The organism is Stenotrophomonas sp. SKA14, from assembly GCF_000158575.1.
GTDB classification, from domain to species: domain Bacteria; phylum Pseudomonadota; class Gammaproteobacteria; order Xanthomonadales; family Xanthomonadaceae; genus Stenotrophomonas; species Stenotrophomonas forensis.
In genome coordinates this window covers 865,541-890,068 of record NZ_DS999412.1, presented here as the reverse complement: position 1 = coordinate 890,068, position 24,528 = coordinate 865,541, and the positions used below count along the sequence as shown (strand labels likewise).

Here is a 24,528-nt window from a genome sequence, read left to right as displayed (position 1 = left end):
CTCCTTATGGCTATGGCGTGTAGTCGTGTTGTGTTATCGCTGCGGCGCCGCCGCAGATTCCTTCAATCCCTGCCGAACGCGGCGGCCGAGGGTGATCACGCACAGGATCGACATCGCCCAGGCCACGCCACTGACCACCGGCGCGCCGATCCAGCCGAATGCCAGCAGCAGCCCGAGCGCGCCGACGACGAACGCACGGTCGCTCTTGCCCATCGGGCCGTCATAGCGGCGGCTGGCACCGGCCATCAGCCCCAGCACGCCGGCGTACTCGCTCAGCGCCGCGGTCCAGGCCAACAGCCACAGCACTTCCGGGCGCACACCGGGCACGCTGAGCAGGCTCAGGTACAGCGCGGCATCGGCAATCACATCGCACAGTTCGTTCAGATAGGCACCCAGCCGCGACTGCTGGCCGAACTCGCGGGCCAGCATGCCGTCCACCGCGTTGAGCGCCATGCGCAGCAGCATCCACAGCGGCAGCAGCAGGTACAGCAGCGGCTGGGCCGGGGCACAGCACCACACCACGGCGGCCACCAGCAGCGAGACCACGGCGGCGGCTACGGTCACCGCATTGGCGGTGACCCCCATGCGGTACAGGCCGCGTACGGCTGGACGCAACAGGTCCTGGAAACGTCCCTTCAATGCATAGATCGACATGATCCGAACCCGCTGATCCTTGGCAGTTCGGCCACAGCCTACCCGATTGCAGCAGCGCCCCCCATCGAAATGCTTGCAGGCCGCCCCGGCCCAGGGTGTGCGGAAGACGGCCGCAGGGCCGTCGGGGCCGGCCGATTTTGCCCGCCAGCGCGCGCCACCGGCCCCCACCGCCTACAATATCGGCCCCGCTCCGCTGCCGATTCTGTCCCATGACTGCTGATCTGTTGCCCGTCCGTCGGGCCCTCCTCTCCGTTTCCGACAAGACCGGCCTGGTCGAGCTGGCCACTGCGCTGGCGGCACGCGGCGTGGAGCTGTTGTCCACCGGCGGCACCGCCAAGGCGATCCGCGATGCGGGCCTGGCCGTGAAGGACGTGGCCGACGTCACTGGCTTCCCGGAGATGATGGACGGCCGGGTCAAGACCCTGCACCCGATGGTGCACGGCGGCCTGCTCGGCCGTTCCGGCCTGGATGATGCGGTGATGGCCGAGCACGGCATCGGCGCCATCGACCTGCTGGTGCTGAACCTGTATCCGTTCGAGTCGGTCACCGCCAAGGCCGACTGCACCCTCGCCGACGCGGTGGAGAACATCGACATCGGCGGCCCGGCGATGCTGCGTTCGGCAGCCAAGAACTTCCCCCGCGTGGCGGTGGCCACCGACCCGTCGCAGTACGCCGAACTGCTGGCCTCGCTGGAGGCCAACGACGGCCAGCTGAGCGCCGCCACCCGCTTCGCGTTCTCGGTGGCCGCGTTCAACCGCGTCGCCCAGTACGATGCGGCGATCAGCAACTACCTGTCGGCCGTCACCGCCACCGACGCCGCCGTGCCGGCCCGTGCCGAATACCCGGCGCAGATGAACTCCACTTTCGTGAAGGTGATGGACCTGCGCTACGGCGAGAACCCGCACCAGAGCGGCGCGTTCTACCGCGACCTGTACCCGGTGCCGGGCACGCTGGCCACGTTCCAGCAGCTGCAGGGCAAGGAACTGAGCTACAACAACCTGGCCGATGCCGATGCGGCGTGGGAATGCGTTCGCCAGTTCGACGCGCCGGCCTGCGTCATCGTCAAGCACGCCAACCCGTGCGGCGTGGCCGTCGGTGCCGGCAACGGCGATGCCTACGAACTGGCCTACGCCACCGACCCGACCAGCGCCTTCGGCGGCATCATCGCCTTCAACAAGCCACTGGACGCCGCCACCGCCAAGGTGATCCTGGACCGCCAGTTCGTCGAAGTACTGATTGCCCCGGACTACGAGCCGGCCGCGCTGGAATACGCGCAGAAGAAGGCCAACGTGCGCGTGCTGCGCATCCCGCACGGCGATGGCCTGAACAACTTCGACAGCAAGCGCGTCGGCTCGGGCCTGCTGCTGCAGTCCTCGGACAACCGCGGCATGACCCGTGATGAACTGAAGGTGGTCAGCAAACTGGCGCCGACCGACAAGCAGTTCACCGACCTGCTGTTCGCCTGGAAGGTGGCCAAGTTCGTGAAGTCCAACGCGATCGTCTACGCCAAGGACAACCGCACGATCGGCGTGGGTGCCGGCCAGATGAGCCGCGTGTACTCGGCGCGCATCGCCGGGATCAAGGCCGCCGATGCGAACCTGGTGGTCGAGGGCTCGGTGATGGCCTCCGACGCGTTCTTCCCGTTCCGCGACGGCATCGACGCCGCAGCGGCCGCCGGCATCAAGGCGGTGATCCAGCCGGGCGGTTCGATGCGCGATGCCGAAGTGATCGCCGCCGCCGACGAACATGGCCTGGCCATGGTGTTCACCGGCGTGCGCCACTTCCGTCATTGATCCTGGAGCGACACGGATGTCCGCAGTTTCGATGAAATCGCTGGCCGCCCTCGCCCTCGCGGGTGCGGTCATACTGACGGGCTGCAAGCCTGCGGCCGAGCCCAGCGCGGGCCCGAAGGCGGAGGCGCCGGCGGTCGCCCCCGCCTCACCGGCACAGCACGTCAGCCGCACCGCACGACTGCAGGCTTTCCTGGCCCAGCGGTACGGCAGCAACGCCAAGCTCTCTGGTGAATGGCGCGGCAGCTGGACCAACGATGGCGACACCCATGCGGTGGACTGGCAGGTCTGCGCGGAACAACCGGTAGTGAGCGGTGACAGCTGGCAACAGCTGCTGGCCGTGTGCGGTGCGCTGGTCGATGGTGCGCACATCGACCCGGGCACCATCGAGTTCTTCGTGCTGCGCCCGAAGGGCGAGGGCTTCGAAGTGAGCAGCGAACTGACCGGCGAGCGCTTCGGCAGTGGCGGCCAACCCGGCACCGCCAGCATCATCCGCGCCGGTAGCGACTTCTATGGCTTCCGTGTCGAGGACGGTTGGTTCGGCCAGGGCTTCTCGCTGCTCTCGCAGTCGCTGGTCCTGCCGGGCCCGAACGGCCTGGTCGCCAGTGGCAGCGTGCGCAGCCATATCGACAATGATGCCCAGTACGAGTGCGACAACGTCGACGCCAATACCGATCCTGAAACGTCGGAAGACTGCCGCACCCGCCGCTTCAGCATCGATTTCGCACTGCGTTTCGACGACAGTGACCGCAGCGCGCGCACCTGGCCGCTGCTGATCGAGGAAACCGGTACCACCTGTGGTGGCAAGCCGGTCCGGCAGCAACATCGCTTTACCCTGGACCCGAAGACCTGGGCCTATTTCTTCCCCGAATCGCTGCGACGCGAGGGCTGCGAGTGAACCAAGCACGCCGCCGGGGCTACCGACCTTCCCTCCCCACGCAATCTGGAATCTCGTGATGAACATCCTTGTCATCGGCTCTGGCGGCCGCGAACACGCCCTGGCATGGAAGCTGGCCCAGTCCTCCCGTGTCACCGAAGTGATCGTGGCGCCCGGCAATGCCGGCACCGCCACCGAGGACAAGTGCCGCAACGTCGCGGTGAAGGTCACCGACATTGATGGCCTGCTCGCGCTGGCTCAGGCCGAAGGCGTGGCGCTGACCGTGGTCGGCCCGGAAGTGCCGCTGGTGGCCGGCGTGGTTGACCGCTTCCGCGCCGCCGGCCTGCGCATCTTCGGGCCGACCGCTGCCGCCGCGCAGCTGGAAGGCAGCAAGGCCTACGCCAAGGATTTCCTGGCCCGCCACAACATCCCCACCGCGTTCTATGCCGTGCACACCGAGGTGGACGCGGCGCTGGCCTATATCCGCGAGAAGGGCGCACCGATCGTGGTCAAGGCCGATGGCCTGGCCGCCGGCAAGGGCGTGATCGTCGCAATGACGCTGGCCGAAGCCGAAGACGCCGTGCGCGACATGCTCTCGGGCAACGCGTTCGGTGATGCCGGTGCGCGCGTGGTCATCGAGGAATTCCTCGATGGCGAGGAGGCCAGCTTCATTTCGATGGTGGACGGCGTGCATGCGCTGCCGATGGCCACCTCGCAGGACCACAAGCGCGTCGGCGACGGCGACACCGGCCCGAATACCGGCGGCATGGGCGCGTACTCGCCGGCCCCGGTGGTCACCCCGGAGGTACACGCACGCGTGATGCGCGAGGTGGTGAACCCGACCGTGCAGGGCATGATCGCCGACGGCATCCCGTTCACCGGCTTCCTCTATGCCGGCCTGATGATCGATGCCAGCGGCGCGCCGAAGGTGATCGAGTTCAACGTGCGCTTCGGCGACCCGGAAACCCAGCCGGTGATGTTGCGCCTGCAGTCGGACCTGGTGGAGCTGGTGGAAGCGGCCATCGACGGCCGCCTGGACCAGATCGAGGCACAGTGGGATGCGCGCCCGTCGCTGGGCGTGGTGATGGCCGCCAGGCCGTACCCGGAATCGCCGATCACCGGCGACGTGATTTCCGGCCTCGGCGACGTGCCGGCCAGTGCCAAGGTGTTCCATGCCGGCACCGCGCTGGACGCACAGGGCCAGGTGCTCAGTGCCGGCGGTCGCGTGCTGTGCGTGGCGGCGCTGGGCGACAGCGTGCGCGATGCGCAGGCCAACGCCTATGCCGGCGTGGCCAAGGTGACGTGGGCCAACGAGTTCCACCGCAACGACATCGGCTGGCGCGCGATCGCACGCGAGGGCTGAGGCAGTCACGGCATCGGGACATCCACGCATGGCGTGGATTGAATAGCGCCGAAACGAACGGGCCCGGCAATGCCGGGCCCTTGCTTTACAGGACTGCTTCGAGTCCCTTCCGATCAATCAGGTTCAGCAGTTTCAGTGAGGGCCCGCTGGGCTTCTTCTCGCCTTGCTCCCAACTGCGCACCGTGGAGACGCTGGTGTTCAGCACCCCGGCAAACACTGGCTGGCTGAGCTGCAACGATGTACGCAGCGCGCGGATCTGGGCACTGCTGTATTCGGGAACAGGCCTAAGGCACAGCGCCTCGTAGCTGCTCAACCGACGTTTGTCGATGAAGCCGTGCGCATGCAGACTCACGGCCGCATCGTGCACCGCCTCAAGCAGCAAACTTTTTGCGCGCCTTCGCTCAGGGGCCTTTGCCATGGCAGATCTCCTGTAGATCCCCGTACTCCACGGCACGCTTCAGCTGTGCCGGACTCATTTTCAGGAACTCCGATGCATACAACTGCAGTGCATCTCGTTCCGCATTCGTGATCGCGGCGCGTTCGTTCTTTTCATATCCGAAAAGAAAGAACCAATGCCCGCCTCGCTGTGTTGCGACGATGGTTCGAACGCTTCCGCGCTTTCCTCGTCCCGGCAACGCGACGCGCTTCTTGAAGAGGCCTCCGCCAAGATCTGCATCCACCAGACCCGCTTCCATTTCCCTTACCGACTGACACAAGGCAGCGTCAGACAGCACGGTCCTGCGCATGCTGCGGTTGAAACTTCGGGTGCGGAAAACGCGTGGCATGATCATACCGTGCCACCCAGTGGTACGGCGTGAACATCAGGATCCAGCGCAGGACCCGGTCGGCGCAATCACCGTCCTGGCGTCAGGGCATCCACGCATGGCGTGGATGAGCCCCACAAACGAGAAAGGCCCGGCATTGCCGGGCCTTTCTGCATTCCAACGCCACCCCGCCTTACGCGGTGAACAGCGCCTTCATCTTCTTCAGCGCGTTCGCCTCGACCTGGCGGATACGCTCGGCCGACACGCCGTATTCGTCGGCCAGCTCCTGCAGCGTCACCTTGCTGTCGGCATCCAGCCAGCGACGGCGGATGATGTCGCGCGAGCGGGCGTCCAGCTCGGCCAGGCCTTCGCGCAGCAGCTGCATCTGGTTGTCTTCGCTGTCAGCACGTTCGTAGGCCATCGACGGGTCTTCGTCATTGGCAACCAGGAACGCGGCCGGCGACGGCGGCGCGTGTTCGTTGTCCTCGTCGGTCGGTGCATCGAAACCGATATCGCGACCGGACAGGCGCGATTCCATTTCCATGACCTCACGCTCGGACACGTTCAGGTCCTTGGCCACGGCGCTGACTTCAGCCGCGTTCATCCAGCCCAGGCGCGTCTTCGACTTGCGCAGGTTGAAGAACAGCTTGCGCTGCGCCTTCGTGGTGGCGACCTTCACGATGCGCCAGTTCTTCAGGATGAACTCGTGCATCTCGGCACGGATCCAGTGCACGGCGAAGGACACCAGGCGTACGCCCATGTCCGGGTCGAAGCGCTTGACCGCCTTCATCAGGCCGATGTTGCCTTCCTGGATCAGGTCGCCCAGCGCAAGGCCGTAGCCGTTGTAGCCGCGGGCCACGTGCACCACGAAGCGCAGGTGCGAATGCACCAGCTCGCGGGCGGCGTCCAGATCGTTGCCGTCGCGGAAGCGACGGGCCAGGTCCTGTTCGTCATCGACCGACAGCACCGGGATCTGGTGCACGGCACCGATGTAGGCGTCCAGCGAACCGAGCGCACTGGGAATCGGGAGATTGTTTGCCACAAGGGCAGTAGAGGTGTTCTGGCTCATAGGCACCCATCTTAGCAGTCCGGGATTTGGACTGCTAAAGGAGGAAAAAGTTCCAGCATCCTATTGATGCAACACTGGTCCCAAACAGAGCCCTACCGTAGCGCGATTTGATGACAGTGGCGAGCATGCTTTTCGGGATTCACAATCCCTTGTAATTCAATCAATTACTCACCAGAAAGCGGCCGAATCCGGTCAAGCGGAGCTGAACGGGCCGCCCCGAAGGCCCATTCAGGGCCGGGGACGTTGCCCGATGTTCAGGCCCAGCCGCCCGCGGGCGCTCAAAGCGCCGAACGTGGCGGCAGCGACCAGTCGATCGGAGCCTGGCCGCGGCGCTGCAGGTACTCGTTGGCCATCGAGAAATGCCGGCAGCCGAGGAAGCCGCGGTGGGCCGACAACGGCGACGGATGCGGCGACTTCAGCACCCGGTGGCGGCGGGTGTCGATGACCTTGCCCTTCTGCTGCGCATAGGCCCCCCAGAGCATGAACACCAGGCCTTCGCGTTCGCGGTTGAGCACATCCACCACGTGATCGGTGAAGCCTTCCCAACCCCGGCCCTGGTGCGCACCGGCCTTGCCCTCTTCCACCGTCAGCACCGCATTGAGCAGCAGCACGCCGCGCTGCGCCCAGGGGATCAGGCAGCCATGGTCGGGACGCGGGAGGCCGAGATCGCTCTCGATCTCCTTGTAGATGTTCAGCAGCGACGGCGGCACCGGCACGCCCGGCGCCACCGAGAAGCTCAGGCCATGGGCCTGGCCACGGCCGTGATACGGGTCCTGGCCGAGGATGACCACCTTCACCTGCTCGAACGGCGTGGCGTCGAACGCGGCGAAGATCTGCGGGCCGGGCGGGAACACCGAGGCACCGCCCGCCTTGCGCTGGCGCAGGAAACTGGACAGCTCACGCATCTGCGGCTGCAGCAGGTAATCACCGACATGCTGCTTCCAGCTCGGTTCCAGCTGGATCGTCGGGGTGTCGGCTACTTCATCCATCATCGAATCAGGGGTCCATCGTTCAATCGGGCCAGCCGCAGCTGGAACAGCACCTTGGTGACCAGAAGGCGCTCTTCGATCGGCTTGAGCACCAGGTCGTTGGCACCGGACTGCAGCAGCCCGGTCTGGTTGTGCGGATTGCCATCGCCGGTCATCACCAGCACCGGCAGGCGACGCTTGCCGTAGCCGAAGTCCACGCGCACGCGCTGCACCACGTCGCGGCCGCTCAGTTCGCCCTTCAGGGTGACGTCGGTCAGCACCAGGTCGATGCGGTGGCGGCTGCGGCCCAGCGACTCGGCAGTGAGCAGGGTGAACGCCTCTTCGGCGCTGACCACGTGCAGCACGTTCAACTGCTGGCGTTCGAGCATGCGCTTGGTGGCCTCGGCCACCACACGGCTGTCCTCGATGTAGAGGATGGTCGCGCCGGGAATGGTCTGCGGCTGCACGTAGCCGCGGATGAAGGTCGCCAGTGCCTCGTGGCCCAGCGCCTTGTCGAAATAGTCGGTGACGTATTCGGTGAAGCGGCGCTGCTCCAGGTGCTGCTGGGCGTCGCCGGACACCACGATCACCGGCACGTAGGCCTGGCCCACGGCGTCGCGGACCATCCGCGCCAGCGCCAGGCCATCCCCATCGCGCAGGGTCAGTGACGTGGTCACCAGGTCCACCGGGCCCTGCGCCAGCGCCTGCTGCGCATCCTCGATGCTGTCGCAGCCGATCACCTCCACGCCCGGCAGCTCACGGGTCAGGACGTCGGCAATCAGCTTGCGCACCAGCTTCGAGCCATCGACCACCATCACCCGCGTCGCGGGCCCATCAAGGTGCTTCAGCGCTTGCGGTTGCATGCCGGTCTCAGGTGTCGGTCGGACGGGTCTGGCGGAGGAAGTGGCCGGTGACCAGCCAGGCGCCCAGCCAACCCAGCAGCAGCGTGCCGAGCAGGACCAGGCCCCCATGCAGCAGATCCAGGCCGTGCAGCACGAACGGGCTGCCGTAGCTGCGCGAGAGTTCGGCCAGCGGCACGCGCAGCGCGGCACCGGCGGCGGCGATCAGGGCCAGCGCCACCGCACCGGCACCGAGGCCGTACCAGGCGCCCAGGTACAGGAACGGGCGGCGGATGAAGCCGTCACTGGCACCGAGCAGCTGCAACACGCCGATCTCTTCGCGGCGGGCCTGGATATCCAGGCGCACGGTGTTGCCGACCACCAGCGCGGCGCCGGCGCCGAGCAGCACCGACAGCACCTGTACCAGCCGTGCCCCGAACGCCAGCCAGGCATCCAGGCGCTGGCGCCACAGTGCGTCGTGCTGCACCAGATCGGCCTCGGGCAGGCTTTCCAGCGCGCGTGCCAGGCGCGCATCGTCCTTGCCCTGGCCCGGGGTGATCACCAGCAACGAGGGCAGCGGGTTGTCGTTGAGCGCGTCGATCGCCTCGCCCAGGCCGGCATCGCGCAGCTCTTGCAGGCCCTGTTCGGGCGTGCGCACATTCACTTCGGCGACGTCGTCGCGGTCGCGCAGCTGGCCGGCCAGGCGCAGCGCGCCGGGGCCATCGACATTGCCCTTCAGGAACACATTGATATCGCGCGACTGCTGCACGCTGCCGGCGAACTGCTTGAGGTTGTCCAGCGCGATCGACAGGCCCAGTGGCAGGGCCAGCGCCAGCGCCATGACCATCACCGTCAGCAGGGTCGCCCACGGCTTGCGGCAGGCGCGGCCCAGGCTGAACACCACGCTGTGCACGTGGTGCTGGAACCAGACGCCCACCCGCGAGGGGGCGGCGGCTTCGCTGTTTTCGTTCTTCGCCATGCGTTACTCCGCCAGGTCCTGCGGCGAGATGTCGTCCGCCAGCCGGCCGTGGTCGAGGATCAGCACGCGCTTGCGCATGCGGCGCAGCAGCGGCAGGTCATGGCTGACCACCAGCACGCTGGTGCCGCGCGACGGCAGCTCGGCGAACAGGGCCATGATCTCCGCCGCCAGGGTCGGGTCGAGGTTGCCGGTCGGCTCGTCGGCCACCAGCAGTTTGGGCTCGCCGACGATGGCGCGGGCGATGCCGACGCGCTGCTGCTCGCCAGCCGACAGCTGCGAGGGCAGCGCCTTCTCGCGATGGCCCAGGCCCATCCGCTCGAGCACCGAGCGCACGCGCTTGCTGATGTCGCCGCGGCGGGTGCCGCGCAGGATCAGCGGCAGCGCCACGTTCTCGGCGATCGAGCGGTCCATCAGCAGGCGATGGTCCTGGTAGACCGCCCCCACCGCGCGTCGGTGGCGCGGCACATCGCCGCCACGCACCTTCAGCAGGTTGCGCTCGTCGAACACCACCGCGCCGCGGCTGGGCCGCTCGTCGAGATGGATCAACTTGAGCAGGGTGCTTTTGCCCGCACCGGAATGGCCGGTGACGAACAGCATCTCGCCCGGCGCGACCTCGAAGCTGACATCGATCAGCGCCTCGTGGCCACCGGCGTACTGTTTGCTGACATTGTCGAAGCGCAGGACACTCATGCCCCGATTATGCAGGAGCGGCGCGACGACGTGGAGATGGCCACATGATCGGTCGTGCCGGCCGCTGGCCGGCACCACCTTTAAGGGCCACCCGACCAACGGTCGGGCGCTACCCGCTGATCGGCAGCGCCGATCAGCTGCCCGACAGCATCCGGCGGATCTTGCGGCCGATGCGGGTCAGGAACGAATCGCCGGTATCGGCGGCGGTTCGCACCGGCTTGGCCACCACCTGCACCGGCGTCACCGGGCTGGCGCCATTGCCGGCGGTGTTCTGCACACCCTCGGCACCCTCGACCGGACGGCCGTGGCGACGACGGCGGCGCTTGCGCGGCTTGCGCTCGCCCTCCACCGCCCCTTCCGGCGCGCCTTCGGCACGCGGCGGGCGCGGCGGACGCGGGGCCTGGGCCACGGCGGCCTCGGCACCTTCAACCGGCGCGGCGGACGCCTGCTCGCCTTCCACGCGCGGCTTGCGCGGGCCACGCGGACGGCGCTCGCCGCTGCGTTCACCGTCGCGACGCTCGCCACGACCACCGCCGGAGCGGCCGCCACTACGGCCACCACCACGACGCTCTTCCTCGGCGGCGCGGGCTTCGCGCGCTTCACGGAAGATCTGGCCGACGCTCTCGTTCTCCTCGCCTTCCTCGCCAGCGGCCGGGGCCGGACGCTCCGGGCGCGGCAGCGGGGTCAACAGTTCCTTGGTCACCGGCTCGGACGGAATCTTCTGCTCGATGTAGGCCTCGATGTCCGGCAGGCCCATGGCGTAGCGCTCGCAGGCGAAGCTGATCGCATCACCCTCTTCGCCCAGGCGCGCGGTACGGCCGATGCGGTGCACGTAATCTTCGGCATCGAACGGCAGGTCGTAGTTGTAGACGTACTTGATGCCATCGATATGCAGGCCGCGCGCGGCCACATCGGTGGCCACCAGGATTTCCAGCTGGCCCTTCTGGAAGCGGTTGAGCAGGCTCTCGCGCTTCTTCTGCGGCACGTCGCCGGACAGCACGCCGACACGGTAGCCGGCCTTTTCCAGCGAACGGGCCACGCGTTCGACGAACACCTTGGTATTGACGAACACCATGGTGCGCGCGCCTTCGCTGCGCGACAGCAGGCCCAGCAGCAGCGGGATCTTTTCGTCGTCGGCCGGGAAGTAGATGCGCTGGCGCACGCGCGCGGCGGTGATGGTCTCGGCTTCGACCACCAGCTTCTGCGGCTCGTTCATGTGCTCGTAGGCCAGCTCCAGCACGCGGTGGCTGAGGGTGGCGCTGAACAGCAGGGTCTGCCGGATGGTGCGCTCGGGCATGCGGCGCAGCAGGAAGCGGATGTCCTTGATGAAGCCCAGGTCGAACATGCGATCGGCTTCGTCCAGCACGCAGATCTCGCAGGCGTGCAGCGAAACCACCTTGTGCTGCTTGACGTAATCGATCAGGCGGCCCGGGGTGGCGATGATCACGTCCACGCCCTGCTGCAGCAGTTCGCGCTGCTTGTCGTAATCCACGCCGCCGTAGACCAGCGCGAAGCGCAGGCCGAGGTCGGAACCGAACTTCACCGCATCCTTGTGGATCTGGATGGCCAGTTCGCGGGTCGGGGCAAGGATCAGCGCGCGCGGATCTTCCGGCTTGCGGTCGGCCAGGGCCGGGCGGGTCAGCAGGCGGTTCACGACAGCGACCAGGAAGGCCAGGGTCTTGCCGGTGCCGGTCTGGGCCTGGCCGGCGACATCACCACCGGGAAGCGCGACGGGCAGGGTCAGCGCCTGGATCGGCGTGCAGCGGGTGAATCCGGCTCCTTCAAGACCGGCCTGCAGGGCCGGATGCAACTCGAAGGAGGAGAAGGTCAAATCGGTCAGCGGTTTGTCGCTCATGTGTCCGTCTTGGTATGGCCGCCGGCCCGTGGGGCGGCTGGCACTTCAGCGTCTAGGGGCACCGTCGCAAACTGCGGCCCCTGCGGCGGGTTGGCAGGCTGGGACCACCCGGTCCGCGCGCCGCACAATGCCCCAGTTTAACGCACTCGGGCGGGCAAACCGGAATGGGCAGTCTCAATAGATCGAGAGACGATGTACCTTCACCCAGCCACACCGGACTTGAACGGCCTGGCCAGGGTCGCTGGTGTCGCCCACTGCCAGCCCCATGTACAGGAAGACAGTGAAATCCGACACATACCAGGCATCGAACCGATCACGATACGCTGGGTTCCAGCCGGCGCCTGTCCCTGCCCTGCGATAGGGGTACACTGCCGGCCGTGAGCGTCCAGGCATTCCGCCGAACGCACCGCGGCAGTGCGCCGCGAGGCAACGACGAGGGTCGCGCCACCGGGCATGGCCCAGTTCACCCACCTCCGGCATGGCCGGGTGCAATCCAAGACGAGAAACCAAGATGAGCGACAAGGTTGTACATGTCGGCGACGCCGACTTTGATAGCGCAGTGCTGAATTCCAAGGAACCGGTGCTGGTCGATTTCTGGGCCGAGTGGTGTGGCCCGTGCAAGATGATCGCCCCGGCGCTGGACGAACTGGCCGATGCCTACCAGGGCCGCGCCAAGATCGCCAAGGTCAACGTCGACCACAACCGTGCGCTGGCCGCCAAGTACCACGTGCGTTCGATTCCGTACCTGGTCGTGTTCAAGGACGGCGAAAAGGTCGGCGAGCAGATCGGTGCGGTCGGCAAGGCCCAGCTGGCCGGCCTGCTGGACAAGGCCCTGGCCTGATCCTGTGGTTCCCCGGCAGCCGCCGCCCGCGGCTGCCGGCGGGCGCCACGCGCCCATGATGAATGCTGTTCCCGGCGACCCTTGCACGGCGCCGCTGGCCGATGATAGTGTCGGCATATCCGGCCGCGTTCGCGTGCCGCACCTTCTGGACGCAGTGTCTTCCAGACCCATTCCCAACGTTCGCCGCCCCAGCCGGGCGCTCGCACCTTCAAGCGAGGAATAACGCTCTTGTCCGATAACACTTCCGAAACCGGCAGCGCCGATGCGCCCGCCGAAAAGCGCGTGCGCAAGCCCCGCGTAGCAAAGGCTGCCGCTCCGGCCGCCGCCGAAACCAGCGCCGCGCCGGCGCAGCCGACCCTGCCGCTGGCCGCCGCGCCGGAAGCGCCAGCACCGGCGCCGGCAGCCCCTGCGCCGAGCGCGCCCGCCGCCGAGGCCCCCGCCAGCAGTGGCGGCGGCGAAGGTGGTGAGGGCCGCGAATCCGGCCAGCCGCGCCAGCAGAATCACCAGGGGGGTGGCCAGAACCAGGGCCAGAACCCGTACAACCAGAACGGCCAGCAGGGCCAGGGACAGGGTCAGGGCAACCGCCGCGACCGCTTCCGCAACCGCCGCGACCGTGACCGCAACAACCGCTTCCGCGACGATGGCATGCCCAACGACGGCGGCGAGCAGCAGCCCTTCGTGCCACGCCCCCACGCCAACGTGCCCGAGGGCTTCCCGGTCTACTCGCTGAGCGACCTCAAGCGCATGCCGGCGCAGAAGCTGCTGGAAATCGCCGAGCAGCTGCAGATCTCCGAAGGCGTCGCCCGCGCCCGCAAGCAGGATGTGATCTTCGCCCTGCTGAAGGTGCTGACCCGCCACGGTGACGGCGTCGCCGCCGACGGCGTGCTGGAAATCCTGCCGGACGGCTTCGGCTTCCTGCGCGCGGCCGAAGCCAGCTACCTGGCCGGCCCGGACGACACCTACATCTCGCCCAGCCAGATCCGTCGCTTCAACCTGCGTACCGGCGACCATATCTCCGGCCGCATCCGCTTCCCGAAGGATGGCGAGCGCTACTTCGCGCTGAACATCGTCGACACCATCAACGGTGAGCCGATCGAAGCATCGAAGAACAAGGTGCTGTTCGAGAACCTGACCGCCCTGTTCCCGCGTCGCCGCTTCACCCTGGAGCGCGGCAACGGTTCGTCGGAAGACATCACCGGCCGCATCCTCGACCTGATGGCGCCGCAGGGCAAGGGCCAGCGCTCGCTCATCGTGTCCCAGCCGAAGGCGGGCAAGACGATGATGATGCAGCAGGTCGCTACGGCCATCACCACCAACCACCCGGACGTGCACCTGATCGTGCTGCTGATCGACGAGCGCCCGGAAGAAGTGACCGAAATGCAGCGCACCGTGCGCGGCGAGGTCATCAGCTCGACCTTCGACGAGCCGGCCGCGCGCCACGTGCAGGTGGCCGAGATGGTCATCGAGCGCGCCAAGCGCCTGGTCGAGCACAAGAAGGACGTGGTGATCCTGCTCGACTCGATCACCCGCCTTGCCCGCGCCTACAACAACGTGGTGCCGAGCTCGGGCAAGGTGCTGACCGGTGGTGTGGACGCCAACGCCCTGCACCGCCCGAAGCGCTTCTTCGGTGCCGCGCGCAACGTGGAAGAAGGCGGCAGCCTGACCATCATCGCCACCGCACTGGTCGACACCGGCTCGAAGATGGACGAGGTGATCTACGAAGAGTTCAAGGGCACCGGCAACAGCGAAGTGCACCTGAGCCGTCGTATCGCTGAAAAGCGCGTGTTCCCGGCCATCGACATCAACCGTTCGGGCACCCGCCGCGAAGACCTGCTGATCGAACCGGAACTGCTGCAGAAGATCTGGATCCTGCGCAAGCTGCTGCATCCGATGGATGAAATGGCCGCGATGGAATTCCTGCTGGACAAGATGAAGAACACCAAGTCCAACGACGAGTTCTTCGGTTCCATGAAGCGCTAAGAGAAAAGCCCCGCACTGCGGGGCTTTTTTTTGCCGCCGGGATAGGCGGCATCCACGCATGGCGTGGATCTACTTGCACATCTCGCGCGGGTCCAGGCCGAGGTCGCGGCAGACGCGGTCGTGCACGCGCCTGGCGCCACGCCGGTTGGAGCTGATGACATACAACCACATGGGCAACGGCGCGATGAAGTCGTCCCAGATATCCGATTGCAGCCTGCCACCCAGTGCCTGGAGCAGCAGCCGCGCCTCGTCGTCGGCGCCAACGAAATACGCTGCCAGGGCGAACGACTCCAGGCAGATGCCGTGATAGCTGTCAATCTGCCGGTCCGCGATCTCACGCACGCGCACATCCAAGGTGCCGTGTGTGGCATCGGCCCATTTCAGGGTGGCGTTGCGTATCCAGCCCGCGCCTGCATCATCGGCCAGATGCCGCCGGATCTTTCCTGCATCGTAGATCTCCTCGGACGCGGTGAACGCATCATCCAGAACCGCCTGTGCGGCCACGATAAGTGCGCAACTGCCGACCGGTGCGTTCTCCACAATCCAGTCGGCAAACCGGGCATGCTCGCCATGCTGCCCTCCCCACCGCGGTAGCGTGCCACGCGCGTACTGAAGAATGGCGGGACAGTGAAACCCGCTGGTCGCCAGCACCTGGTTCAGCCATTCGGTCCGCTTTCCCTCACCCGCACCGATCACCACGTCGCAGTGGATGAGCCCAGCCAGTGCCATCGCATCCGCGGGATTCCGTTCGACGATACGGACAAACTTCTCATATGCCTTCGCCATGATCTTCGGATACCGGCGTCGACGCAGAAAGGGAATGGCGTTTGCGTAGGTTTCCCCGCGCACTGCCCATGCATCATTCACATCGCCGTAGGCGGCGATCAGTTGGGGATGGCGGGAGGCCGGGATGGCGTCTGACCATGCCTGCAGCCATCCACGCGGATAGCGGGGCAATGCCAGCCGCCACACAAGGCGTTCGTAGGTTTCGGCCGGCAGCGTTGCCAGCCACGCATCGAGCGAGGCGAAGTCCCCCTTCTTCAGCGCACCCAACGCCCGCGAAAGATGCGCTTCGATGAAGTGTGGCCGGTGCGTCGCACAGGGAATGATCCGAACGGTCTGGAGAAAGCGTCGCATGATCGATGACTTTGGACAAAGCGATCAATCATCCGTTGCATGAGCCGTCCTTGGCCATGCAATAAGTTGCAGAGTGTGCAGAGCTATGCCGGGCGTCGCCCGGCGCGGCCGTGTGGCTTACGGGCAGGCCACCGCACCCTCGGCCTTGGCCGTGTTGGCGGTCAGCTTGACCTGGGTGAAGGCCGCGGCGAAGGGCGTGTCGGCAGTCACTACGAACGGAGCTTCCACCGCACCCAGGGCCACGCCCTGCTTGGCAAAGCACGCCAGCGGCACGGTCACCGTCTGCTTCTGGCCAGGCGAGAGCTTGGCCAGCAGCGGGGCGATATCCACCCCACCCTCGCAGCCACTGCCGCATTGCATGGTCACCTTCACTGGCGAGGCCGGGCGCTTCACCAGCTGCACATCGAACTGCAACGCGCCGTTGCTGCGTGCCAGTGCGCCCAGGTTGCGGCGCGAGGTGCTGCGTGCGATCAGCTGCGCGGGGGCCAGCCAGGTCACTTCCTTGGCGTCCTGCTGGGTGTTCACCTGCACGGTACGCACCTGCACCACCGGCTTGGCGGTGGGCCAGCGCAGCGTGGCGTTCAGATCGCTGCCCAGCGGCTGGGTCGCACCCGCGGCGGCCACGTGCAGGGCGAACGGCGGCGTGTCGGCACGGTTGAAGATCGGCAGCACCGTCACTTCGCCGCAGCTGTCCGGATTGGCCTCATCCAACCGGGCGACCTTGCCCACCTTGGCGTAACCCAGCCCATAACCCCGCGCGAACAGGGCCGGCTTCTTCGCATCGGGCTGGTCGATCGGCGCCGGGCATGGCACGCCCGGCCACGGGAAGCTGAGGCGGCCGCGGAAGTCGTGCGCGGGCTTGCCACCCTTGCCGGCCACCAGCACATCGGTCACGCCCTTGCCTTCGGTGCCCGGCAGCCAGGCCGCAACGAACGCGCTGGACAGGTTGAGCAGGTCGTTGGTGTACATCGGGCGACCGGACAGGTAGACCGTCACCACCGGCTTGCCGCTCGCTGCGGCGGCCTTCAGCACGGCCAGGTCCTGCGGGTAGGCGCGGCTGTGGCTGACCGTGTCCGAAGCAAGGATGTCACCGTTGGTCTCTGCATACGGCGTTTCCCCGATCACCGCCAGCACCAGATCGAAGGTGTTCGGGTCGATGCCCTGGCCGTCGGCGCTGAAGCTGACCTTGTCCGCGCCCAGTTCGGCGCGCAGCGCGCCCAGCACCGAGTCGGCGTTGGGGAAGTCGGCGTTCTTGTTCTCGGTGCCCTGCCAGGTCAGCGACCAGCCGCCGGACTGGTCACCGATGCTGTCGGCGCCCTTGCCGACCACCAGCACGCGCGCATCTCTGCGCAACGGCAGCGCATGGCCTTCGTTCTTCAGCAGCACCAGCGATTCGCGCACCGCGCGGCGCGCCAGGTCGCGGTGCTGCACGGCGTTGGCATCACCGGCGTAGCGGCTGTCGGACGGTTTATGCTCGAACAGCCCGGCGCGCAGCTTCACCCGCAGGATGCGCGTCACCGCATCGTTGATGCGCGCCATCGGGATCTCGCCCTTCTGCACCTGCGCGGTGGTGTTGTCGATGAAGGCCTTCCAGTCGTCGGGCACCATCACCATGTCGATGCCGGCGTTGATGGCCTGCGCGCAGCTGTCGTTGCGGCAGCCCGGCACCTGGGCGATGCCGTTCCAGTCGGAGACGACGAAGCCGTCGAAGCCCATCCTGTCTTTCAGCGCATCGGTCAGCAGTGCCTTGCTGCCGTGCATCTTGCCGTAGTCGATTCCGGCGGCGCGGTCGTTCCAGCTGTTGAACGAGGCCATCACCGTCTGCGCACCTTCGGCCAGCGCGCCGTAATAGCCCTGCGCGTGGACGTTGATCATGGTGGCCTTGTCGACCAGCGCCTCACCCTGGTCACGGCCGTTGTCGGTAGCGCCATCGCCCAGGTAGTGCTTGGCGGTGGTGACCACGTTGCCGTCATTCTTGAACGCCCCCTGCGCGCCCTTGACGTAGGCGTGGGCGAAGCTGCGGATCACCATCGGGTCGGACGAGTAGCTTTCGTAGGTGCGGCCCCAGCGCGGGTCGTGGGCCACAGCGAGGGTGGGCGCGAACACCCAACCGATGCCGGTGGCACGCACCGAGCGTGCGGTCGCCTCGCCGATGCGCTCGATCAGTTCGGCATCACCGGCCGCGCCCAGGCCGATGTTGTGCGGGAACAGCGTGGCGCCCAGCACATTGTTGTGGCCATGCACGGCGTCGGTGCCCCAGATCACCGGCACCGGCGTCTTCGCATCGGTCGCCAATGAAGCCGCGTGGTAGGCATCGGCCAGTTTCAGCCAGTCCTGCACGCTGGCGTGCTTGTCCATGCCCGGCCAGGAGCCGCCGCCGTTGAGCACCGAGCCGATGTAGTACTGGCGCACCTGCTCCGGCGTGATCGTCTTGATCTCGGCCTGGGTCATCTGCCCGATCTTCTGCGCCAGCGTCATCTGCGAAAGGATCTGCTGCACGCGGCGTTCGATGCCGGCGTCGGTGGCGATCGCGCTGTGCACGCGTGGCCAGTCCTGCAGGCGTTCGCCCTCGGCCTGTGCGGCAACGACCGGTGCGGCAAGCGCGGCCAGCAGGCAGCTGGCAAGAAGGGTCTGGGTGGGGCGATTCACTGGGCTCTACCTCCGTGGATGAAGTTCCTGGCATGCGCGGCTGCGATGGCACGCCGGCATGGGTGCCTGCGCACCGCTCCTGACAGCGCTGTCATATAAGTCCGCTCACGTGCTGTCAATCGTTGTTCGTGCGCAATGCGGTGGTGGCCGCGCAACGACGGGCTCCGGCGCATTGGTGGCGCACCACAGTCACGCCCGGGTGCTGCATCGCGACAAGGAATCCGGACGTGCCAGCGGACCTCCTGTCGTGGCAACATCCGCCTGCTTCGGCAACATCGACCGGGCCAGCACGCTCTACCATCGCCGCGTGCCCGCCGCCTTCCAGGAGGATCCATCGCACCATGCGCAGTCGAATCGAGGATGTCGCCGCCGTCGCCGGGGTTTCGATCAAGACCGTGTCCCGCGTACTCAACCACGAGCCGAACGTGCGCGAGCAGACGCGCGAACGCGTGCTGGCGGCAGTGGCGCGGCTGGGCTACAAGCCCAACCTGTCGGCGCGCAGCCTGGCCGGCCAGCGCTCCTATGCACTGGCGCTGGTCTACAACAATCCTTCGCGCAACTACCTGATGGAAATCCAGAGCGGCATGCTGGAAGCCTGCCATGCGCAGCACTACAACCTGATCCTGGGGCCGGTCGGTACCGGCCGCCGCACCCTGCCCGACCTGGCCGCGCTGTTCGAGAACTCGCGCCCGGACGGCGTGGTGCTGATTCCACCACTGACCGACGATGAGGTGGTGCTGTCCTACCTGGAAGAGCAGGACATTCCCTTCGCCTGCATCGCGCCACGCCACCCGGAAGGCCGCATCGGCGTGCGCATGGACGAGACCACCGCGGTGGTCGAACTGATCGGCCACCTGGTCGCGCAGGGTCATCGCCGCATCGGCCACATCAAGGGACCCCGCGCACACGGCGCCTGCCAGTGGCGCCATGCCGGATACCGCCAGGCGCTGCGCGGGGCCGGTATCGCCTACGACCCGCAGCTGGTGGTCAACGGCCAGTTCTCGTTCGAGTCGGGCGTAGATGCCGCCAACATCCTGCTGGACCTGGACGATCCGCCAACGGCAATCTTCGCGGCCAACGATGACATGGCCGCGGCGGTGTACCGCGTGGCCGGCGAACGTGGCCTGCGTGTCCCGCGTGATCTGTCGGTGTGCGGCTTCGACGATACCCCGATCGCCGGGCACATCTATCCGGCGCTGACCACGGTGCGCCAGCCGACCGCGCACATGGGCCGGCTGGCGACCGAGCAGTTGATCGAGCACATCCGCACCGAGACCGCAGGACGCATGATCACGGTCGAGCATGCGGTGCTGGATCGCGAGTCGACCGCCGCGCCCCGGCGGCGTTGACGGCGGCGGAACCGGACTCATGGCGCTGGCAGCCGTGAGCCCTTCCATGCATAGAAGGCGATGTAGACGTAGCACAGCACCGGCAGCAGGAAGGACAGCTGCAGGCCATGGCGGTCGGCCAGCCAGCCCATCGCCAGCGGAATCACCGCGCCACCGACGATGGCCATCACCAGCAGGCTGGACGCCTTTCCGGTGAGTGCACCAAGACGGGCGATGGCCAGGGCGAAGATGGTCGGGAACATGATGGAGTTGAACAGACCGATGCTGACCACGGCCCACTTGGCCAGGCCGCCACTGGCGGTGACCGTGATGCCCAGCAGGATCATCACCGCCACCGCGAACAGGCCCAGCAGATGGCGTGCGTCCAGCCGTGCCAGCAGCGCCGCCCCCACCAGGCGGCCGGCCAGCGCGCCGCCCCAGTACAGCGAAACGTAGCCGGTGGCCTCCTGCTCGGTCAGGCCCTGGCCGATGCCCGGCGAGGACAGGAAATTGACCAGCACGCTGCCGATGGACACCTCGGCACCGACGTAGCAGAAGATGGCCAGCACGCCCAGGCGCACGTGGCGATGGCGCAGCACATCCCATACGCGGCCTTCGCTGCTGGCGCGCCCCTCCACGCCCGGAATGGTGGGCAGGCGGAACATCCAGATCGCGACGGCCAGCAGGAACAGCGCGACTGCCAGGCCGAAGTATGGCAGCTGCACCGACTGCGCTTCGGCCGCGCGATAGGCCAGTGCTTCGGCCTGCGGCAGCAGGGCCAGCTCATCCTCGCTGCGCGGCTTCGCCGAGAGGATCAGCAGGCCGCCGAACAGCGGCGCCAGCGTGGTGCCCAGCGAGTTCATCGCCTGCGCCAGGGTCAGCCGACTGGAGCTGGTGCGCTCGTCACCGAGCAGCGCGACATAGGGATTGGCCGCCACCTGCAGCACGGTGATGCCGGTGGCCAGCACGAACAGCGCCGCCAGGAACAGGCCGTACACATGCGCGGCAGCGGCCGGCCAGAACATCAGCGCACCCACGCAGGCGATGGCCAGGCCGGCGACGATGCCGCGCTTGTAGCCGAGCGCCGCGACCAGCCGTCCGGCCGGCAGTGACATCAGGAAGTAGGCGCCGAAGAAGGTGAACTGGATCAGCATCGCCTGTACCCAGCTGAGCGCGAAGGCGGCCTTCAGGTGGGGAATGAGGATGTCGTTGAGGCAGGTGAGAAAGCCCCACATGAAGAAGATCGCGGTCACCACGGACAACGCGCGCGTGTTGCCCTGCACGTGTTGTCCGCTGACGGTCGTTGCTGTGTCCAAAGCCTGTCCTCCCGGTCAGTGATTCAAGCCATCCATCGGTCATGCACGTCACGCGAGGGCCAACTGGATTGTCCAACGCTGTCAACGCGCCGCGCAGCCTCCCCGGCACGCCCCCGCACCATCATCCGCGCAGTTTCGTTTTGCACCGCACAACGCTTTTCCGCACTCGGATTGGCAGCGCTGTCATCCCTGAAAAACCGCTGCAGACGCCTTCAATAAAGGCAATTCGCAGATGCAAACGGGTTCCTGGCAACGGTTACATCCCGACCTGCACGGCCGCTGCTCAGGCGCACTTGATGGCAGTTTGTTGACAACGCTGTCAACCGTCGCTCCAATCCGGCCACGTGCAGTAACCGCGATCAGAACAACGCAACAACACCACCGGATTCCCTGGGGAGGGAGCTTGCATGAAGACGTACAGGGCAGTACCTCGCAAGACGATGCTCACTTCCGCGCTGCTGGCAGCGCTGGCTGCACCGGCCTGGGCACAGGACGCACCCGCCGCTGGCCCGGCCGATCCGGCCACGCTGGATACCGTGCAGGTCACCGGTATCCGCGGCAGCCTGCAGTCTTCAATGAACCTCAAGCGCGACAGCCAGGGCGTGGTCGATGGCATCGTCGCCGAAGACATCGGCAAGTTCCCGGATACCAACCTGGCCGAATCGCTGCAGCGCATCAGCGGCGTATCGATCGACCGTACCTCCAGCGGCGAAGGGTCCAAGGTGACCGTGCGCGGCATCGGCCCGGACTACAACCTGGTGTTGTTGAACGGTCGCCAGATGCCCGCCTCCAACCTCGGCAACGGTGGTGGCGGCCTGAATGGCTCGCGCTCGTTCGATTTCGCCAACCTTGCCTCCGAATCGGTTTCGGCGGTGGAGGTGTACAAGACCAGCCGTGCCGACAACCCGGCGGGCGGAATCGGCGCCACCATCAACATCAGGACGATGCGCCCGCTGGAGTCCGAGCCGGTGATCAGCCTGGGCCTGAAGGCGGTCAATGATTCGTCCAACGACAACCTGCCGCGCACGCTGCAGGGCTCGAACATCACCGGCGAGCTGTCGGGTATCTTCAGCCAGCGCTACGCCGATGATCGCTTCGGCGTGACCCTCAGTGCCAGCCATCAGGAACGCGATTCGGGCTTCAACCAGGCCACGGTGGCCGAAGGCTGGGCGACGCTGTACGGCAACAACACCACCGACTGGCGTGCGCTGCCGCAGCCGGGCCAGGGCTATGCCGATCGCATCACCAACCGGCCCGGGCCGAACGATGTGTACGCGCGCCCGCAGAACACTGCCTACAACGTCAACGGCGTGCAGCGCCAGCGCACCAATGCGCAGGCCACGTTCCAGTGGAAGCCGGCCGACAACGTGACGACCACGCTGGACTACACCTATGTCGAGAACAAGGTGCAGCAGCAACGAAGTGAACTGTCCGTGTGGTTCAACTACGGACCGGGCGACAGCACCTGGACCAACGGGCCGGTGGCCGCGCCGATCATCTACAGCGAGGACATGACCAATTCGGACGTGTCGATGGGCGGCGCCAAGCTGGCCACCAGGACCGGCATGCACTCGCTGGGCTTCAACGTGGACTGGGAAGTGAACGACGCGCTGGACCTCTCGTTCGATGCCCACAACTCCACCGCCGAATCGAAGCCGGACAGTCCGTATGGTTCGGCCGGCGTGCTGGGCGTGGCCGCCTTCGTGCGCGGCAAGACCACGGTGGACTACAGCGGCGACCTGCCGATCATCAACATCGCGCTGCCGCCCGGGGGCGTGCAGGCGTCCGATGCGCTGGTAACCGGTTCGGTGTTCCAGAACAGCTACAACAAGTCGAAAGTGCAGCAGTACCAGGGGCGCGGCACGTTCCGCTTTGCCGACTATTCGGCGCTGGACTTCGGCATCGGCCATGCCCAGGTGGAGAATCGTTCGGCGTCGGCGATCATGCAGCGCAATACCTGGGGTGGCCTGGGAACACCGTCCGACTACGCCGATGACATCTGGTATGCGGACAACATGGCCAAGTACTTCAAGGCGTTCTCCGGCCACAGTGATCCGCGCCTGACCGGCCAGTTCCTGGTCTTCGACTTCGACCGCCTGATCGATCGTGCTGCGCAGGTCGGCAGCGCCTCCGATCCGGCCTGCCCCAGCTGCTACTACGCGCCCAGCCAGTATTCAGAGGACATCCGCACCACCGAGAAGACCCGCAGCGCCTACCTGCAGTACCGCACCAGCTTCGACTGGTCGATGCCGCTGCACGTGGCCGCCGGTGTGCGCTACGAGCGCACCGAAGTGGAATCCAACGCGATGGTGCGCGTGCCCACCGGCATCAGCTGGGGCTCGGCCAACGAGCTGAACATCGTCTACGCGGCCGACAGCAGCTTCATTGGTGGCCGTGGCAAGTACGACTACATGCTGCCCAACGTCGACCTGAAGCTGGACCTGAGCGAATCGCTGGCGCTGCGCGGCAGCTACAGCCGCACGCTGGGCCGCCCCAGCTGGACCCAGATCCAGAGCGGCCAGTCGCTGGCCGACATCGTGCGCACCCAGGGCGGCACCGCCAGTCGTGGCAACCCGGGGCTGGAGCCGCTGATCTCGGACAACTTCGACCTGTCGCTGGAGTGGTACTACGGCGAGGCCAGCTATGCCTCGGTCGGCTTCTTCCGCAAGAACATCAAGAACTTCATCAGCGACACCATCGTGCGCGAGAACACCGGCACGCTGCACACGCCGGTGGGCGGCGCGTACTGGAACGAGGCACTGGCCTCCGGCTGCGGCACCACCGACATGCCCTGCATCCGCGACTACATCTTCACCAACCATGCCGGCGATCCGGGCGTGACCTACACCGGCACCAATTCGGCAGGGCAGAAGACCGGCACCATCACCGGCCTGCCGGGAGATCCGATCGCCGGCTTCGACGTCACCGTGCCCGCCAACCAGCACTCGGACCATCTCGATGGCTGGGAAGTGGCGGTACAGCACCTGTTCGGCCAGTCCGGCTTCGGCGTCGCGGCCAACTACACCAAGGTGAAGTCGGGGCTGACCTTCAACAACCTGAGCCTGGGTGACCAGTACCCGATGATCGGCCTGAGCGACTCGGCCAACGTTGTCGCTTTCTATGACAAGAACGCCTGGCAGATCCGTGCGGCGTACAACTGGCGCGACAAGTTCCTCAACGGCATCGGCGGCCAGGGTCCAAATCCGAACTACACCGCCGCCTACGGCCAGCTCGATCTGAACATCAGCTACGCGGTGAGCGAACAGCTGACGCTGAGCCTGGAAGCGATCAACCTCACCGACGAGACCATGCGCACGTACTCGCGCCATACCAACATGCTGCGCTACGCGACCCAGACCGGCCCACGCTACATGTTCGGCGTGCGCTACAAGTTCTGACCGGCCACGGTATCGTGGAGCCGGGCGCAGG

At 66.7% G+C, this 24,528-nt stretch carries 19 protein-coding genes; 7 read left to right on the top strand and 12 right to left on the bottom strand.

Annotated elements, in window-relative coordinates; all coding sequences use genetic code 11:
• Nucleotides 1-33: 33 nt before the first annotated feature.
• Complete coding sequence (locus tag SSKA14_RS04035) at nucleotides 34-654, bottom strand: CDP-alcohol phosphatidyltransferase family protein (protein WP_008267457.1); 621 nt, start codon at nucleotides 652-654, stop codon at nucleotides 34-36.
• A gap of 209 nt (nucleotides 655-863) precedes the next feature.
• Here SSKA14_RS04035 and purH point away from each other — a divergent pair, with 209 nt between their 5' ends.
• From purH to purD, 3 genes are read left to right on the top strand one after another with little or no spacing between them, the layout of a single operon-like run.
• A complete protein-coding gene (purH, locus tag SSKA14_RS04030) occupies nucleotides 864-2,447 on the top strand; it encodes a bifunctional phosphoribosylaminoimidazolecarboxamide formyltransferase/IMP cyclohydrolase (RefSeq protein WP_008264804.1) in 1,584 nt (527 codons plus the stop codon).
• A gap of 16 nt (nucleotides 2,448-2,463) precedes the next feature.
• A complete protein-coding gene (locus SSKA14_RS04025; RefSeq protein WP_008266167.1) occupies nucleotides 2,464-3,342 on the top strand; it encodes a hypothetical protein in 879 nt (292 codons plus the stop codon).
• A 58-nt stretch (nucleotides 3,343-3,400) separates the two neighbouring features.
• Nucleotides 3,401-4,684 (top strand): phosphoribosylamine--glycine ligase, encoded by a 1,284-nt coding sequence (purD, locus tag SSKA14_RS04020; RefSeq protein ID WP_008266284.1) that lies wholly within the window; start codon nucleotides 3,401-3,403, stop codon nucleotides 4,682-4,684.
• An 85-nt stretch (nucleotides 4,685-4,769) separates the two neighbouring features.
• Here purD and SSKA14_RS04015 read toward each other — a convergent pair whose 3' ends face one another.
• The 8 genes from SSKA14_RS04015 to rhlB all read right to left on the bottom strand — a co-directional run bounded on the left by SSKA14_RS04015 (nucleotide 4,770) and on the right by rhlB (nucleotide 11,848).
• Nucleotides 4,770-5,102 (bottom strand): DNA-binding transcriptional regulator, encoded by a 333-nt coding sequence (locus tag SSKA14_RS04015; RefSeq protein WP_040006981.1) that lies wholly within the window; start codon nucleotides 5,100-5,102, stop codon nucleotides 4,770-4,772.
• Entirely contained in the window at nucleotides 5,086-5,469 is a 384-nt protein-coding gene (locus SSKA14_RS04010; protein ID WP_040009329.1) for a type II toxin-antitoxin system RelE/ParE family toxin, read from the bottom strand. The genes SSKA14_RS04015 and SSKA14_RS04010 overlap by 17 nt, the downstream gene beginning before the upstream one ends.
• Before the next feature lie 172 nt (nucleotides 5,470-5,641).
• The gene (rpoH, locus tag SSKA14_RS04005) at nucleotides 5,642-6,517 is read right to left on the bottom strand and encodes an RNA polymerase sigma factor RpoH (protein WP_006473441.1); all 876 of its coding nucleotides are present in this window, start codon (nucleotides 6,515-6,517) and stop codon (nucleotides 5,642-5,644) included.
• 278 nt (nucleotides 6,518-6,795) lie between these two features.
• On the bottom strand, nucleotides 6,796-7,509 hold the full coding sequence (ung, locus tag SSKA14_RS04000) for a uracil-DNA glycosylase (RefSeq protein ID WP_008266882.1): 714 nt from the start codon (nucleotides 7,507-7,509) through the stop codon (nucleotides 6,796-6,798).
• The gene (locus SSKA14_RS03995; RefSeq protein ID WP_006473442.1) at nucleotides 7,506-8,348 is read right to left on the bottom strand and encodes a response regulator; all 843 of its coding nucleotides are present in this window, start codon (nucleotides 8,346-8,348) and stop codon (nucleotides 7,506-7,508) included. Before SSKA14_RS03995 ends, ung begins: the two co-directional genes overlap by 4 nt.
• Before the next feature lie 7 nt (nucleotides 8,349-8,355).
• Nucleotides 8,356-9,303 (bottom strand): permease-like cell division protein FtsX, encoded by a 948-nt coding sequence (gene ftsX / locus SSKA14_RS03990; RefSeq protein ID WP_008266959.1) that lies wholly within the window; start codon nucleotides 9,301-9,303, stop codon nucleotides 8,356-8,358.
• 3 nt (nucleotides 9,304-9,306) lie between these two features.
• Nucleotides 9,307-9,993: a cell division ATP-binding protein FtsE gene (gene ftsE, locus SSKA14_RS03985; RefSeq protein ID WP_006473446.1), complete on the bottom strand. Its 687-nt coding sequence runs from the start codon at nucleotides 9,991-9,993 to the stop codon at nucleotides 9,307-9,309.
• A gap of 133 nt (nucleotides 9,994-10,126) precedes the next feature.
• Nucleotides 10,127-11,848 (bottom strand): ATP-dependent RNA helicase RhlB, encoded by a 1,722-nt coding sequence (gene rhlB, locus SSKA14_RS03980; RefSeq protein WP_040006980.1) that lies wholly within the window; start codon nucleotides 11,846-11,848, stop codon nucleotides 10,127-10,129.
• A 511-nt stretch (nucleotides 11,849-12,359) separates the two neighbouring features.
• Between rhlB and trxA the strand changes: the two genes are divergently transcribed.
• Nucleotides 12,360-12,689 carry a thioredoxin gene (gene trxA / locus SSKA14_RS03975; RefSeq protein ID WP_005411275.1) on the top strand — a complete coding sequence of 110 codons (330 nt, stop codon included), beginning with the start codon at nucleotides 12,360-12,362 and terminating at the stop codon, nucleotides 12,687-12,689.
• 228 nt (nucleotides 12,690-12,917) lie between these two features.
• Nucleotides 12,918-14,669, top strand: coding sequence for a transcription termination factor Rho (gene rho, locus SSKA14_RS03970; RefSeq protein WP_008266970.1), 1,752 nt, complete (start codon nucleotides 12,918-12,920; stop codon nucleotides 14,667-14,669).
• A gap of 69 nt (nucleotides 14,670-14,738) precedes the next feature.
• On the opposite strand, the gene SSKA14_RS03965 is transcribed toward rho, so the two are convergent.
• Both SSKA14_RS03965 and SSKA14_RS03960 read right to left on the bottom strand, forming a co-directional pair.
• Entirely contained in the window at nucleotides 14,739-15,806 is a 1,068-nt protein-coding gene (locus SSKA14_RS03965; RefSeq protein WP_008265408.1) for a hypothetical protein, read from the bottom strand.
• Nucleotides 15,807-15,923: 117 nt separating this feature from the next.
• The gene (locus SSKA14_RS03960; RefSeq protein WP_008266696.1) at nucleotides 15,924-18,455 is read right to left on the bottom strand and encodes a glycoside hydrolase family 3 protein; all 2,532 of its coding nucleotides are present in this window, start codon (nucleotides 18,453-18,455) and stop codon (nucleotides 15,924-15,926) included.
• A gap of 341 nt (nucleotides 18,456-18,796) precedes the next feature.
• Between SSKA14_RS03960 and SSKA14_RS03955 the strand changes: the two genes are divergently transcribed.
• A complete protein-coding gene (locus SSKA14_RS03955) occupies nucleotides 18,797-19,804 on the top strand; it encodes a LacI family DNA-binding transcriptional regulator (RefSeq protein WP_040006979.1) in 1,008 nt (335 codons plus the stop codon).
• Nucleotides 19,805-19,821: 17 nt separating this feature from the next.
• On the opposite strand, the gene SSKA14_RS03950 is transcribed toward SSKA14_RS03955, so the two are convergent.
• Nucleotides 19,822-21,018: a sugar MFS transporter gene (locus SSKA14_RS03950; RefSeq protein ID WP_083797423.1), complete on the bottom strand. Its 1,197-nt coding sequence runs from the start codon at nucleotides 21,016-21,018 to the stop codon at nucleotides 19,822-19,824.
• Between the two features lie 488 nt (nucleotides 21,019-21,506).
• Here SSKA14_RS03950 and SSKA14_RS03945 point away from each other — a divergent pair, with 488 nt between their 5' ends.
• Nucleotides 21,507-24,497 carry a TonB-dependent receptor gene (locus SSKA14_RS03945; RefSeq protein WP_040006978.1) on the top strand — a complete coding sequence of 997 codons (2,991 nt, stop codon included), beginning with the start codon at nucleotides 21,507-21,509 and terminating at the stop codon, nucleotides 24,495-24,497.
• The last annotated feature ends 31 nt before the right edge of the window (nucleotides 24,498-24,528 follow it).

Coding starts and splice junctions, on each gene's coding strand:
- SSKA14_RS03945 (WP_040006978.1), top strand. CDS start 21,507: ATGAAGACGTACAGGGCAGTACCTCGCAAGACGATGCTCACTTCCGCG.
- ung (WP_008266882.1), bottom strand. CDS start 7,509: ATGATGGATGAAGTAGCCGACACCCCGACGATCCAGCTGGAACCGAGC.
- rhlB (WP_040006980.1), bottom strand. CDS start 11,848: ATGAGCGACAAACCGCTGACCGATTTGACCTTCTCCTCCTTCGAGTTG.
- SSKA14_RS04035 (WP_008267457.1), bottom strand. CDS start 654: ATGTCGATCTATGCATTGAAGGGACGTTTCCAGGACCTGTTGCGTCCA.
- SSKA14_RS04015 (WP_040006981.1), bottom strand. CDS start 5,102: ATGGCAAAGGCCCCTGAGCGAAGGCGCGCAAAAAGTTTGCTGCTTGAG.
- purH (WP_008264804.1), top strand. CDS start 864: ATGACTGCTGATCTGTTGCCCGTCCGTCGGGCCCTCCTCTCCGTTTCC.
- purD (WP_008266284.1), top strand. CDS start 3,401: ATGAACATCCTTGTCATCGGCTCTGGCGGCCGCGAACACGCCCTGGCA.
- SSKA14_RS03995 (WP_006473442.1), bottom strand. CDS start 8,348: ATGCAACCGCAAGCGCTGAAGCACCTTGATGGGCCCGCGACGCGGGTG.
- ftsX (WP_008266959.1), bottom strand. CDS start 9,303: ATGGCGAAGAACGAAAACAGCGAAGCCGCCGCCCCCTCGCGGGTGGGC.
- SSKA14_RS04025 (WP_008266167.1), top strand. CDS start 2,464: ATGTCCGCAGTTTCGATGAAATCGCTGGCCGCCCTCGCCCTCGCGGGT.
- ftsE (WP_006473446.1), bottom strand. CDS start 9,993: ATGAGTGTCCTGCGCTTCGACAATGTCAGCAAACAGTACGCCGGTGGC.
- SSKA14_RS04010 (WP_040009329.1), bottom strand. CDS start 5,469: ATGCCACGCGTTTTCCGCACCCGAAGTTTCAACCGCAGCATGCGCAGG.
- SSKA14_RS03965 (WP_008265408.1), bottom strand. CDS start 15,806: ATGCGACGCTTTCTCCAGACCGTTCGGATCATTCCCTGTGCGACGCAC.
- SSKA14_RS03955 (WP_040006979.1), top strand. CDS start 18,797: ATGCGCAGTCGAATCGAGGATGTCGCCGCCGTCGCCGGGGTTTCGATC.
- SSKA14_RS03950 (WP_083797423.1), bottom strand. CDS start 21,018: ATGTGGGGCTTTCTCACCTGCCTCAACGACATCCTCATTCCCCACCTG.
- rpoH (WP_006473441.1), bottom strand. CDS start 6,517: ATGAGCCAGAACACCTCTACTGCCCTTGTGGCAAACAATCTCCCGATT.
- trxA (WP_005411275.1), top strand. CDS start 12,360: ATGAGCGACAAGGTTGTACATGTCGGCGACGCCGACTTTGATAGCGCA.